General features: G+C 56.8%; 11 protein-coding genes. All 11 read left to right on the top strand.

Annotated features, from left to right (window positions below):
* Nucleotides 1–4: 4 nt before the first annotated feature.
* The 11 genes from flgL (at nucleotide 5) to CSA35_04725 (ending at nucleotide 14151) form a co-directional block, all read left to right on the top strand.
* The gene (gene flgL / locus CSA35_04775) at nucleotides 5–3127 is read left to right on the top strand and encodes a flagellar hook-associated protein 3 (GenBank protein ID PIE54687.1); all 3123 of its coding nucleotides are present in this window, start codon (nucleotides 5–7) and stop codon (nucleotides 3125–3127) included.
* Nucleotides 3124–3618, top strand: a complete 495-nt coding sequence (locus CSA35_04770; protein ID PIE54686.1) for a flagellar assembly protein FliW — start codon at nucleotides 3124–3126, stop codon at nucleotides 3616–3618. Before flgL ends, CSA35_04770 begins: the two co-directional genes overlap by 4 nt.
* Nucleotides 3612–3863 (top strand): carbon storage regulator, encoded by a 252-nt coding sequence (csrA, locus tag CSA35_04765; protein ID PIE54685.1) that lies wholly within the window; start codon nucleotides 3612–3614, stop codon nucleotides 3861–3863. Before CSA35_04770 ends, csrA begins: the two co-directional genes overlap by 7 nt.
* The gene (locus CSA35_04760; GenBank protein ID PIE54684.1) at nucleotides 3860–6628 is read left to right on the top strand and encodes a hypothetical protein; all 2769 of its coding nucleotides are present in this window, start codon (nucleotides 3860–3862) and stop codon (nucleotides 6626–6628) included. Before csrA ends, CSA35_04760 begins: the two co-directional genes overlap by 4 nt.
* Nucleotides 6629–6764: 136 nt before the next feature.
* A complete protein-coding gene (locus CSA35_04755; GenBank protein ID PIE54683.1) occupies nucleotides 6765–9089 on the top strand; it encodes a flagellin in 2325 nt (774 codons plus the stop codon).
* A 99-nt stretch (nucleotides 9090–9188) separates the two neighbouring features.
* Complete coding sequence (locus CSA35_04750; GenBank protein ID PIE54682.1) at nucleotides 9189–9569, top strand: hypothetical protein; 381 nt, start codon at nucleotides 9189–9191, stop codon at nucleotides 9567–9569.
* A gap of 81 nt (nucleotides 9570–9650) precedes the next feature.
* Nucleotides 9651–10649, top strand: a complete 999-nt coding sequence (gene pseB, locus CSA35_04745; GenBank protein PIE54739.1) for a UDP-N-acetylglucosamine 4,6-dehydratase (inverting) — start codon at nucleotides 9651–9653, stop codon at nucleotides 10647–10649.
* On the top strand, nucleotides 10646–11548 hold the full coding sequence (locus tag CSA35_04740; protein ID PIE54681.1) for an aryl-alcohol dehydrogenase: 903 nt from the start codon (nucleotides 10646–10648) through the stop codon (nucleotides 11546–11548). The genes pseB and CSA35_04740 overlap by 4 nt, the downstream gene beginning before the upstream one ends.
* Complete coding sequence (locus CSA35_04735) at nucleotides 11538–12047, top strand: GNAT family N-acetyltransferase (GenBank protein PIE54680.1); 510 nt, start codon at nucleotides 11538–11540, stop codon at nucleotides 12045–12047. Before CSA35_04740 ends, CSA35_04735 begins: the two co-directional genes overlap by 11 nt.
* A gap of 77 nt (nucleotides 12048–12124) precedes the next feature.
* On the top strand, nucleotides 12125–12838 hold the full coding sequence (locus CSA35_04730; protein ID PIE54738.1) for a spore coat protein: 714 nt from the start codon (nucleotides 12125–12127) through the stop codon (nucleotides 12836–12838).
* Entirely contained in the window at nucleotides 12835–14151 is a 1317-nt protein-coding gene (locus CSA35_04725; GenBank protein ID PIE54679.1) for an aminotransferase class III, read from the top strand. Before CSA35_04730 ends, CSA35_04725 begins: the two co-directional genes overlap by 4 nt.
* Nucleotides 14152–14162: the final 11 nt, after the last annotated feature.

Raw genomic sequence — 14162 nt, 5'->3', positions numbered from 1 at the left:
ATTCATGCGACGAATCAGTAACCCCATGATGCATACCGGCATGCTGACCGACATGCATCGAAACCTGCGTCGGCTCATGCTCCTCAACAAACAGACGAATACCGGCAAGCTCCATCATAAGCCTTCGGATGCTCCTATCGACGTCACTCGTGAAATCTCCCTGAGCACGACCATCTTCGAGAACGTTCAATACGTTCGAAACATGAGGGACGGTCTCACCTGGCTTAAGAACACGGACACGGCATTGGACCAGATCGGCGAACAGATCGACAGCGTTCGGGCATTGGCCGTCCGTGCCGGGGATGGAGCCTTGGAGAATTCTGAAATGGAGGCGATCGCTCAGGAGCTTACACAGCTTCAGGAAGCCATGCGCCAAACGGCTAACTACAGCGTAGAGGGTCGGTTCATCCTCTCGGGGGCTCATACATCCATCCCTCCCTTCCAGAGGGATGCTCTGGGGCACGTGGTCTATAAGGGAAACGACTATCGGGTTCAGTTCGAGATGGAGCGGGGTATCGTGAGCGATGTTTCCCTCACGGGGAGAGAGGTCTTCCCACAGTACTACGACCAATACTCCGTCCAAAGCGTCGATTTGCCCCAAAACTTCCAATGGCAGGGGCGGAACGAGATCATCCGGTTCAACGTGGGTGAACGCTCCGTCAAGGTCCGTATCCCTGAGGATGCCTGGCTGGATAATAACCGAGACAGCATCGATGCCGGGGACTACAACCGCTTTCGGGATCCTGGCGAGATGGACTCCCTCACGTTGGACGAGATCGCTCAGATCATCGAAAAATCGGTCAACATGGGGGACGCTGGTAAGCTGATCACCGTCAGGGTCCACACGGACAACGCCACGGAAACCCAGCGACTTGAGATCCGCAGCCATACTGGTGAGCCCATCGCCATCAACTCCTGGCCCGAGACCGACAATATGCCCATGAATCAGGCGGTTGAATCTCCTGTGGTCGACGATACAGCGGGCTACGTTCTCGCGTCCGATGGGTCCATCGACGTTATTTTATCTAATAGCGATAAAGTCCTCTCTATCGCTTTTCAGGCAGGCGATAGCCTGGACGATATGGCGACAAAAATATCTGCTGAGGATGGAGTAGAGGCCAGGGTCTTAGGCAGAGGAACCGCCAATGCCAGACTTGTCGTTATCGCTTCCGAGCCGGGGGTAAGAGTGGACGTCACGCCCAATGACGGTGCTACCGGTGTCTTTGGTACTGACGCGCTGGCCTCCAGTCCAGTTTTAGAGAGCAAGGACCATAGCCACGTCGGCCTCATGGAGCTTTTAGGTATGGAGACGTCTCTCCAGAGTACCGAGTTCAACCCGGGAGTGAACGTCGCCAGCGGTCTGAGCAACACCAACAAAGTTCATTGGTATATTCAGGCCGGGGAGAATAAGGCCGAAATGCTCGTTAACGCTGGTCCCGACATGACCATGGAATCGCTTGCTCAAGAGCTTCGCTCCGTTGCCGGTGACTGGCTTGAGGTGATCGTTCACACCGATCCAGGGGACGATGTGGGGGGGCCGACTCTTTCGGATAACACAGACAACGTCGAGAACGGCACTCAGAAACTTATCCTCCGTACCAAGGATGGTTCCCCGGTAAGCGTCATGGACCTCTCTCCTACGCTCGGTCAGCCCAACACAACCCTGGCCCAGACCATGGGGTTGTCGACGGCGGTCTATGCTACCAGCGGTGGAACGTTCCCTCTGGACAGCAGTGCAACCCCTGTTCTCGATCCCTACATGCCTGCTCGGATGACCGTCTCCGTGGGCCCTCGGGATTACGAAGTTAAGTTGTACCGAGATGACGTGCTCACGGGGGGGGGCGTGGATGCCAACAAATTGGCAAAGGAGATTCAGCGCCAGGTGGGTAAGGGCCCCGATGGGAAGGACCTTATTCAGTTCAGGGAACTTCCTGTCGATGCTTCGGGAACCCGAGTTGCCATGTTTGCTTCCTCCGGCGAGCCCCTTATGTTCGTGGATCAGCCCTTCGGCGATCCCGCCGTCAGGGACTTCAGCGCGGGGTTGGCTCTCCAGAGCGGAATAGCTACCGGAATCCAAGGGACTGCCGTCAATGAGTCAACCAGTGTCACCGCCGGCGGAGTCTTCCGCATTGAGACTCCGGGACGGTCGGTTGCAATCTCCGTCGGTGTGGGAGATACCATGAAAGACGTGGCGCAGAAAATCAAGAAATACGCTGGCTCCTGGCTCAACGTCGCCTACGTGGATACCGACCCCGGCGTAGTCGGTGATGTCCGCCTCTCCCTCTTAGCCAGGGACGGCTCGGCCGTTAACGTGGTGGATCTGGAGCCTGCTGCTATGTCCTCGGGGGGGAGCGGTGCGGCTGAGGTCTTTGGCATCAGTACCGGAATTCGGGGTGCAGCTCTTCCCGCTGCTGCCGTTGTGGACATCAGCGCTGATCATACGCTGACCGTCCGTGTAGACGGCTACGAACACACCATCGACCTTCGCCTCCTGGATAAAAATGGTGACGGTCAGTTGACGTTCAGTGTCGATCCGACTCTGGATGAGCTGGGGAATTTGGACGAGTTGATCAACGCCCGGTTTCAGGGACAGGACATCAAGGCCGAGTACTACACCGACAGTTCTGGAGATCGGCACCTTATGATAGTTTCCCCTCAGGGATATAACGTGGAGATCTTGAACGGTCCCACAAATGCCCTTTTCGGGAGCGACCCCGTCACCACCACCTCCCGGGGCGGAGTTGTCCCCTACAACCAAGTCGTTACCCGTCGCACGGGAGCTGACCACCATCGGGTTGACTTCTTCGGCATGATGGAGGACCTTGTCGACGCCGTTCGGGGGCAAGATCGAGAGGGAATCTCCACTCTTTTGAGCGACATCGATGCTCAGATTGATGCGTTACTCGGCCGTCGAACCGAGGAGGGGGCGTTGGTCAAGCGCTATCAGGGCAGCTCCGATCGCCTCACCCAGAACAATGGCAACTACACCGAGCTGCTCGGCTCCATTGGCGACACCGACTTTGGCAAGGCCGCCATGGAGTTTATGTCGGCTCAAGCGATCTACCAGGCGGGCCTCGCAACCATCGCCCGAATTATCCAGCCTACGCTGGTGGACTTCCTGCGATGAGCGATTGTCCTCAAAAGACCGACACGGCTCAGCGGGTCCATACGGTCCGCTTCGGTGAGATATCGTTCTACGAACATGGGGTTCTCTCTTTTCCTGAAGGGCTTCCCGGATTTGAGAACGACCTTCGCTGGATTCTGATCGGGGACGACGACTCGGCCATAAAATGGCTTCAGAGTTGCCAGTCCTCCGATGTGGCTCTTCCGGTCGTCCCGGCGATCCAGATGTTCCCGGGCTACACCATGAAAATTCTGGCATCGGACAGGGAAAAACTCTCATCTCCAGACCTGAGCGGTGTCGGTATATTGCTGGTGCTCTCGGTTCCTCAGGGGGATCCGTCCAAAGCGACGGTGAACCTGAAAGCTCCTATTTTGGTGGATCAGGACCGGAGGCGGGCCTTCCAGGTTATCGTGCTCAACGAGGACTATTCGGTCCGGGCGCCTCTGATGGAAACCATCGTCGCCATGAATAAGGACGCCGAGGCTCAATGTTAGTCCTCTCGCGAAAAAGGGGGCAATCCCTGCGCATAAACGGGGACATTCAGGTCACAGTACTCGATATCATGGGAGAGACGATCAAAATCGGCATTGACGCTCCCGCCAGTGTCTCTATATGGCGAGAGGAGCTCTATCAGGAGATAGCGGCGACAAACCAACAGGCCAGTGCGGCGAACCGATCTTTTGATGATCTCAACAAAACCCTCAAAGGGTTGCAGTCGACCGGGAAGGGTGCATCATGATCATATCATCTTTGTTGAAGAGAAACCTCCAGATCCTCCAGACCTACCAGCCTCTTTTGGCGAAGCGACTTGAAGAGCGAGCGGAATCCCTGGGAGAGGGGCTGGCCTCCGTGGTCTCCACGAGAGAGACCCCTCAGGGAAACTGGCACTTCTGGGAGGACGGGGAGCCGTTTTTTCAATCTCATTTGGAGCGTGTGCCGTCTGAGCAGAGAAAAAAACACCAGGGTGAATGCGTCTTTTTCGTCCACGGCGTCGGGGTCCCTCCTTATCTTTTCCACGTCCTGAGGGGGCTTCCCGATACGGCTCTTGCCGTTGTCGTGGTGGAACCGTGTTTGGACAGGGTTCTTCATACCCTCTCCCTTACGTCCGTGTACTCGGCGCTCCCTCAGGGGTGCCGGATCTCTTTTGTCCTCTCGGCCGATCAAGGGCTTCTTCAGGAGGCCCTGGGGGTCAACATCGGTCCGTTGGGGATCTTCTTGGCCAACGATGCTGTTACCATTCGTCATCCAGCAGAGCTTGAGGCACTGGGCGAAACCTTTCAGACCCTCGAACGGGAACTCTGGCGTCAGATCAGACTTTCTGTCGAATATCTGGGCAACACCGCCGAGGACACCCTCATAGGCGTTCGAAACTTTGCCCTGAACACCCCGTGGATCGTCAACAGCCCAGACTTTAAGGACTTCTCCGACCTTGCGGGGCGTCCCTGCGTGTGCGTTGCATCCGGGCCGTCCCTGGATAAAAATGTCCATTTGCTCCGGGACGTTCAGGATCGGGTCATCATCGTCGCTGCGGATACCGCTGCCGGGAAGCTTCTGTCCATGGGCATCAGGCCCCACTTTATCACCTCCATAGAGCGTCCCGAGGAGATGTACACCCGAAACATCAGGCCCCTCATTCAAAAATACCCCGAGGAGTGCGCCGAGATCGTCTTGGTGGCGGCCTTCGTCTGCTCACCTCAGACCGTGGCCCGCTGGCCCGGCCCCGTCAAAATCGTGGGCAAGGCCGAGCTGGACCTCGACCACTGGCTTATGGGAGCCATCCTGGGAGGAGAGCTCTTTGCCTGTGGGGCCTCCGTGGCCCACATGGCCGTCTCCACTGGGGCCGCAATCGGTGCCTCAGCTGTGGCCCTTATCGGACAAGACCTCGCCTACAGCTCTGAGGGGGTAAGCCACGCCTCAAACACCGCATCGGCGGAGGACATGGCCCTCGAGGCCGCACGATACGAGAATCTTCTGGAGGTCCCCGGGATCGATGGTCGACCGGTGAAAACCCACGTCACGTGGTTCAAGTTCATAAAAATCTTTGAGTCATTTGCCAAACGCTGCGAGTCTGCCGGATTGCCTCTGTGTGACTGCACCCAGGGAGGAGCTCTCATCCCCGGTACCGTTGTCCAGGACCTTTCCGACTTTTTTGACGAACGTCTTGCCGATGTGGAGCCGTTTAAAGATGCAGCGTGGGTTCTCGCTCGGGAAGCCTCAAACAAAAAAGACGCAGCTCAAATCCTCAAATCCGTTCAAAACCGGCTTCATGAGTCGGGGCACCCCTTGGTACAGGCCTCCATTGATCGACTGGCCGACTTAGAAAAAAAAGTTCAATCCGTTTCAGAGGTGCTGCTTCCGGCCCAGAGGCGCGATCGAAGCATGGAAGCCGCGACCCTGTTGGACCATATACACGAGGGGAACTCCCCCCTGGCTTTCATCGGGCAGAGCTACACGTACCTTAGCGGAGCTGTCCTGGCGGCCAATCGCTCCCTTGAAACCATGGAAGAGGTCTATCGGTGGCGAGACGCCTATCAGGAGATCATCGACGGCCATAGAGTTATCCTGACGTTCTTCTCCCAATGGTTCTTTTACGTCGCCAAGGCTGCGTACTGGTACGGCCAAGATGAAAACGCTCAGAAGCTTTTAGCGGCTCATGAACCGGACGAGCTCCTGGAGGAAAGAGCCGCAGCGCTGCTGGACGAACTTCAATCGCTGGTGGACGACGACCGTGACGAGGACGGCACCGAACTCGTTCGCCTCAGCGTCCTTATGGACAAGCTCGACGAAAAATACATCCCGCAAAACGGAGGAGAGACCCTCTGGCGCCTCGCTCTGTGCCTTGAAGGGCAGGGGCGGTGTGAGCGGGCCGTTAAAGTTATCCTGGAGGCCTCTTCCCGTCTTGAGGGTATTGAGATGGAGGAGGGCGTGAGCGTCGCTTTTTTGAAGGACATGGCGAGAATCCTCAGCACGCCGGACCTCACCCACGTTCCTCCCTTTCGACTGGCCCTCTCCGTGGCTCGTAACCTCCTTCGCTACGAAAGAGACGAGGACTTTGCCGAGCTTGAGCAGACCATCAAAGACCGTTGGCATCTCTATCTGGATACCCTGCGCACGGCCGAGGTTATCCAGAAAAAAAATCCTGTCGAGTATTACCGGCTTCTGGGCGATCTGGCCCTCCTGGAGGGACGATTCGGAGAAGCCCTTCGACAAGCCTGGAATCTTGTTCAGACAGCAGCTCATGCCGGGGACTCCCGGGGCTTTGGCCCTGCTCAGTGGCTGTGTCGCTATCTGGACATGGGGGTTTTAGCCGAGGATGACGAGGCACGGCGGGCCGCCGATGAGATCATCGATGCGATCGTCCAATCGCCGGAGCCCCTGGGGCGGTATCGCCCCACGATGTCACCGATTTTGATGAAGATTCTCCAAGAGCGAGGGCTCAACATTTCCTTTGAGACAGCCGAAACAGAGTCGGAGGGTGAAGTCGCCGTAGGCGGCGGAATCTGAGAGAAATACGAATCGATCAAAGGAGGTGATGTCTCGGGAGAGTGAAAAAGTCGAAAAAAGCGCACGAGGGAACCGGAATTTTCGGGCATGGATGCCCGGAAGAGAAAATGAACCGACACAAGGAGGTCATTAAGTAATGCGTGTATACCACAACGTACCTGCGCTCTTTGCCTACAACTCACTGAGTTCCACCAACCGCAACCTTCAGAAATCCATCAACAAACTGTCGACGGGGCTTCGGATCAACTCCGCGGCCGACGACGCTGCCGGGCTCGCCATCAGCGAGAAGATGCGTGCCCAGATCCGTGGTTTGGACAAAGCCGTCATGAACAGTCAGGACGGCATCTCCATGATCCAGACCGCCGAGGGCGCGTTGAACGAGACCCATTCCATCCTCCAGAGGATGAGAGAGCTGTCCGTCCAGGCCGCTAACGATACGCTGACCAACCAGGACCGGAAGTATCTCCAGGACGAGGTTAACCAGCTGAGCGAGGAGATCGACCGCATCTCCACCACGACCCAGTTCAACAAGAAGAAGCTGCTTGACGGTTCAGCCTCGGCTCTGTGGTCGAGCGACGACCTGAGCACCAAGGCGTTCATCCGCGGAAGCCTTCGGACGGTGGACCAGTTTGGTCAGAAGTCGGCAGCTGAGGGCAACTACAAGATCAAGATCAGCGCCAACCCCGGGCAGGCCGAGATCCAAAAAAGCGACATCTTCACGGTGAAGCACGAGAACGTGATCATGAACGTCGGTCTGAACACCGAGGCAGGATACGAGCGTGTCGCCGTCGATGGGCTTCCTGCGGGAGATTATAAAGTAGCTCAGACAACCGGTGCTGGTACTGTCGTCTCTTCGGTTGTGCAAAAATACAACGCCGGTGGGGTCACTATGGGGACAGGGTACTCGGATAACGCTGGTGCTGCCAGTATCATGTTTGAGGTCCTGTCGGTGAATACCGCTGCCAAGACCGTTGTTGTCCGTGCTGAGTCTCAGGTTATGAGTACGGATGGATCTGTCAAAACCTACGTTGATGAGAACCTCACCCTCACCACAGCAATGAAAACGTCCTACACCGGTTTAGGTTTTGAGATGGATAGTGCTTCTCTTGGCCTTACGGCTAACGTGCAGAACTTCAAGGTCGGTGGCCGGATCGTCATGCACCTGGCTGGTTCTGCCGCAGCTAATGCTGATGCGGCGATTAACATCTCCGCTGTGGTGAACGAGGACTGGGCTAAGGCCGGTAACTGGAGTACCGCCACTTTAGGGCATGCCCGTGGTTTTGCCGTTCAGGCCACGGCCCTGGCCAACAAGGACGTCCATTTCCGTTCGTTCTACCTGAACACCCAGAACGGTAAGGTTTACCAGTCGGACATCAAGCTCTCCTTCAACTCAGCTATTACTGCTCATACTTCTGCTCCCGTCGGCGCGACCTTCACCGCAGCATACGTTGGACAGACGGCGAAGGGCGACGTCTCCCTCCGCGACCTGAACAAGTTCTGGGACGCCAATGGTCGGTTCATGATTGAGGATCCCCAGAACATCACCATCACCCAGGGCGACGGGGCCAAGACGAGCATCACCCTGAACTCTCGGGACACCCTGGCAGCGGTGGCCAAGAAGCTGAACGACGCCGTCGCCTTCGGGCTTGGTCAGAGCAAGTATGTCGGTGCCGATGCCGATATGTTCGTCTCTTTCGTCGACGACGAGACGGCGTCCAGCCCCGAGGCAGTGGAAGGGACCATGGTCATCCGCAGCGCCGTTGCCGGTAAGGCGGGAGCTTTGGCCTTTGCGGGAGACGAGGACGTGATCAACGCCCTGAGCCTGAACGTTATCCAGAAGTCCAAGGAGAACGAGTTCCGTGTTACGGTGCAGGACGCCCACAACGGCAACACGGTGACGTCTGCCGTGAAGGTGACGGGCAACGTGCTTCGCGGCGAGCTGCACGAGAACGTGGACGTCGAGTTCGATGCCATGGCCAACGTGAAGGTCGCCTGGTCCGATTCGGCGAAGGGCTTCCTTATGACCCGCGACACCTCGGTGTACGAGACGACGCTGCACATCGCGGACAACAGCACGGTCTTCCAGATCGGTGCCAACGAGAAAGAGGATATGGGTATCAGCATGGGCAACATGGGAGCCCGCGCTCTTGGAGTGGACGCCATCGTGGTAACCGACCGTGAGTCGGCGTCCCGTTCGATCACGGTGATCGACAACGCTATCGACCGCGTCTCGACGCAGCGCAGCGCCCTTGGAGCCTACCAGAACAGATTGGATCACACCATCAACAACCTGACGGTGGCCGGTCAGAACCTGACGGCGGCTGAGAGCCGTATCCGTGACCTCGATATGGCCAAGGAGATGATGAACTTCACCAAGCTGAACATCCTGATGCAGGCCGGCAACTCGATGCTTGCTCAGGCGAACCAGCTGCCTCAGAACGTCCTGTCCTTGCTCCGGTAAGGGCTGGAGAGTACGTGTACCTCGGCGGGAGGGGCTCCCCTCCCGCCTTTGTCCCTGTGAGAGACCATCGATCCGTTGGTCGAGAAGGAGGAATGTCATATGGGGACGCAGATAACCTCTCAGTCGTTGCACCCCTCCTCGTATCAACCCCCCCTTCACGAGGGGGCTCTGCCTTATTCTGCGGTTATGAAGGATAGGCCGCACGCTTGGGGTGAGGTTGCTTCGCCCGTACAATCTCTTGAGAAGGTGCCTAAGGAGTCTGTCCGAAAGGCGCTGAAGCAGGCTGAGGCTATGGCTCAGATCTTTAATCGTCAGCTTCGGTTTCGTTTTCGGGACGAAAGCGAGCTGTTTCAGATAGAGGTCTTGGAGATGAGAGGCGCTGAGGAGAAAGTCATTCGAAAGATCCCTCCCGATGGTGTCGTGAGGTTCGTGGAAAACGTTCAGGAGTTATTCGGCGCCCTTTTTGACGTGGAGGCCTGAAGAGTCTTTGTTCTACCAAAGGGAGCGGCTGCGGCGGCTCCTTTTTTGATCGTTTAATTTTGATGGCGAGGGTGTGGTATGGTGTTTGGTGGAAGGGCCGTTTTGGTGACCGGTGGAACCGGTTCGTTTGGTAAGGCGTTTATCCGACATCTGTTGCGGACTCAGTCTCCTCCTCCTCGGCGGGTTATCGTCTACTCTCGGGATGAATTTAAGCAGTATGAGATGCAGCAATCCTTCGACCATCCAGCCATGCGCTATTTTATCGGCGATGTTCGGGATGGGGAACGTCTGTCCATGGCGATGAAGGGCGTGGATTTCGTGGTCCATGCCGCTGCGCTCAAGCAGGTTCCCGCAGCGGAGTATAACCCCATGGAGTGTATAAAGACCAACGTGGATGGTGCCTACAACGTCATCCGTGCGGCTATCGCTGCTGATGTGGAGCGGGTTATCGCCCTCTCCACCGATAAGGCCGCCAATCCCGTCAATCTCTATGGGGCAACCAAGCTGTGTTCCGATAAGCTGTTCATCGCTGCCAACAACCTGGTGGGAGAGGGGAGAACCCGCTTTGCCGTGGTCCGCTATGGCAACGTGGTTGGATCCCGGGGGTCGGTGATTCCCTTTTTTCGTCAACTTCTGGAACAGGGAGCTTCGGAGCTTCCCATCACTGATCCCAGGATGACCCGATTCGTCATCACGCTCTCTCAGGGGGTGGAGTTTGTCCTCAAGGCCTTTCAACGAACTCAGCTTGGAGAGATTTTCATCCCGAAGATCCCCTCTCTTCGGATCGTCGATCTCGCCGAGGTGATGGCTCCCGGGTTGCCCCAAAAGATCGTGGGAAGTCGCCCAGGGGAGAAGCTTCACGAGGTGATGTGTCCTGCCGACGACTCGAAACGCACTCTGGAGTTTCACGATCATTTTGTTATCACTCCGTCTGTCAGTTTTCTTAAACCGGTTGAGTATGCCTCAAATCCTTTGGGCGAGAAGGGGGTGCCGGTGTCGGAGGGGTTTGAGTATAGTTCGGGGGCTAATCCTCAGGTGTTATCTCACGACGAGATCCTGCAATTGATAGAACAGGGATGATTCAGGAGAGATTGTTTGACCGGCTGGGGCTGGGGACTGCGCAGTTTGGGCTCTCATACGGTATCTCCAACAGAAGGGGATGCACCGAGCCCGATGAGGTCGCAGCCATTTTGCGATACGGTCATGACCGGGGGCTTCGATGTCTCGATACGGCTCCGGTGTACGGCAACGCCGAGTCGGTTCTAGGTCGGACCATGCCTGAGGGGCATGAGTTTTTGGTGGTGAGCAAGGTCCCTTCCGGGGGTTCTTCTCCCCTGGAGGGGGTGTCCCGAACCCTGAGATCTCTGGGAGTTCCCTCTTTATATGGGGTATTGGTCCATAACGCGCAGGACCTGCTTGGTTCTCAGGAAGAGTCCCTCTGGTGTGAGCTGTGTCGTTGCAGGGAGGAGGGGCTGACCCAAAAGATCGGGGTTTCTCTCTATCGTCCTCAGGAAGCCGAGGCCGTTCTGGAAAGATACGACGTGGATCTGGTTCAGTTCCCCATGAATATTTTGGATCAGAGATTTCTTCAAAACGATCTTCTCGGGCGTATGAAACGCCGGGGCCTTGAGCTTCACGTTCGTTCCTGTTTTTTGCAGGGGCTCTTGCTGATGGAGCCCGACGAGCCATCCTCGTATTTTGACGCCGTTCGGCCCCTGCTGCGATCGTTGCGGGATATTGGGCAAGATCGTGGGCTTTCTCCTTTAGCGATGGCCCTGGGATTTTGTCTGGCCGTTCCCGAGGTGGATCGGCTGGTGGTCGGGGTGAACGGTCTGGAACATCTTAAAGAGATCGGGCAGGTTCTGTCTCAGAGGCCTGAGAGGTGGGGCCATGGTCTATCGTCCTTCGCCGTCGACGATCCGGCAGTGGTGGAGCCCGTGTATTGGCCAAAGGAGGCTGACACCAGACATGGATTGTAACGACGTGTTTTTACGGATACTGGCGTCAGATGACGTCTCCGAACGGTATCTGCGGTGGATGAGCGATCCAGATGTCCTTCTGTATCTGGAGTCTCGTTTTGCGTCTTTCTCTTTACAATCTCTTCGAGGGTATGTTGAGGCGGTCAATGCCAGTTCTCGAGATATCCTTTTTGGGATATTCACACGGCAGGACGGTCACGTGGGCAACGTGAAGATCGGCGGGATCGATCCGGTTCACCGATTTGGCGATCTCGGGATCCTGGTTGGTGAGCCCGGGGTGAGAGGGCGGGGGATTGGCACCAAAGCTATCGTTTTGGCAACCCAATACGCCTTCTGCGATCTGAACCTCAATAAACTCTTTGCCGGGATCTACGCCCCCAACGAGCCGTCCCGGCGGGCATTTGAAAAGGCGGGGTATCGGCAGGCGGGGGTGTTGAGACAGCATCGTTTCTTTAAAGGTGCTTTTGTCGACCAGATTATGATGGAGTGCCTCCGGTGATCCTCGGCATCGTACAGGCCAGAGTCTCATCCAGTCGTTTGCCCGGCAAGGTCTTGAAGCCCCTGGCGGGAGCCCCCATGATCCTTCGTCAGGTGGAACGGGTTGAGCGGGCCCGCTGTCTGGATGGCTTGATGATCGCCACCAGCACCGACGTTTCCGACGACGTACTGGCGTCTCTGTGTGAAAAAAATGGGGTCGTCTGTTTTCGGGGGAGTCTCAACGATGTTCTGGACCGATTCTACAGGGCGGCGGAGGGAGTTCACCCAGACCATGTCGTTCGGTTGACAGGCGACTGTCCTCTGATCGATCCGGACGTTATCGACCGGGTGATGGAGCTCCATGTACGAGAAGACAACGAGTACACCAGCAACACGATAGCTCCTACCTATCCCGACGGGTTAGACGTGGAGGTCCTCCGTTTCTCCGTTTTGGAGGAGGCCTGGCGATATGCCGAGCTGCCATCGGAGCGGGAACACGTCACCTCTTTTGTCCATACCAGGCCTGAGCGGTTTCGATGTGGTTCTCTGCTCAGAGACGGGGAAGACCTGTCATCCATGCGGTGGACCGTGGACGAACCCGAGGATTACGCGTTCGTCAAGGCGGTATACGATTCTCTGTATCCCGCTAATCCGACCTTTTCCACCGATGATGTCCTGGAGCTGTTGCGAAAGCGTCCCGATCTGGAGAGTCTGAACGACGGTTTTGAACGCAACGAGGGGTACACTCGATCTCTTTTGGAGGATCAGGCGTTTGTACATCGACAAAACCACAAAGGCGGTGAGCGAGCATGACCATAGAAAAGAGCCTGGCCATGCAGGATCGGGCTAAACGGCGTATCCCCGGGATGACGCAGCTTCTGTCAAAACGACCGGATATGTTCTCGCTGGGTGTCTGGCCTGGGTATTATCAGAAGGCCAAAGGATGCCTTGTCTGGGATTTAGACGGCAATCGGTATGTCGATATGAGCATCTCGGGCATCGGGGCCAACGTTCTCGGGTATTGTGACGACGACGTGGATGCGGCGGTTATAGAGGCCATTCGTCAGGGAAGCTCCTCGTCGCTTAACTGTCCCGAAGAGGTGGCGTTGGCTGATCTGCTGTGTGAGCTTCATCCATGGGCCGATATGGCGCGGTATACCCGCTCTGGAGGCGAGGCTATGGCCGTTGCGGTTCGCATCGCTAGGGCCCGTACGGGCAAGGATATCGTGGCTTTTTGCGGCTATCATGGGTGGCACGACTGGTATATCGCCGCAAACGTGGGAACGGAAAACGCTCTGGGGGAACACCTGCTGTCGGGGTTGAGCCCCAGCGGTGTGCCGAAGGCATTGAAGGGAACGGCCTTTCCCTTCCGCTTCAATCGCCCCGATGAGTTGGAAGGCATCGTAAATCGTTACGGAAAGAACCTGGCTGCGGTTATTCTCGAGCCCATTCGAAACGATCCGCCCACAGAGGATTTTGTCAGGGCAGTCCGGGAATTTGCCGATCACTGCGGAGCGGTGCTCATCGTGGACGAGATATCAGCCGGTTTCCGTATGAACACCGGTGGTGCTCACCGTCTGTTTGGCTATGAACCCGACATGGCCGTCTTTTCAAAAGCTCTGGGCAACGGCTACCCTATCGGCACGGTTATCGGCAAGGGTGCTGTGATGTCCTCGGCTCAGGAGACCTTCGTCTCCAGCACGTGCTGGACCGAGCGAACCGGTCCGGCTGCGGCCCTGGCGACCATACGAAAGCACAGAAGAGAGAATGTGGGCGAGCACCTGGTGGTCCTTGGAAGGACCGTTCAGGAAGGCTGGGACCGTCTGTTGAACAAACACGGCATCCCCGGCCATGTCGGCGGAATGTATCCCATGAGTCACGTGGATTTCGAGACTCCCGAACCTCAGACGACAAAGGCCCTGTTTGTTCAGCTTATGTTGGATAGGGGGTATCTGGCTTCTAATCTTTTCTATGCCATGAGCGCCCATACCATGGACGATGTGACGGAGTACCTGGCTGCTGTGGATGAGGTTTTCTCGGAGATTGCGTTGTGCCTTTCGCTCAAGGATTGTCGCCGACGGCTTCGGGGCAAACCGGCGTCCGTTGGTTTTAAGCGTTTGACGTGATGGCGGTGTGC

Origin of the sequence: Dethiosulfovibrio peptidovorans, from assembly GCA_002748665.1 — a bacterium.
GTDB lineage: Bacteria > Synergistota > Synergistia > Synergistales > Dethiosulfovibrionaceae > Dethiosulfovibrio > Dethiosulfovibrio peptidovorans_A.
The sequence above is the reverse complement of the archived record's forward strand: the minus strand, read 5'-3'. Positions and strand labels throughout refer to the sequence as shown.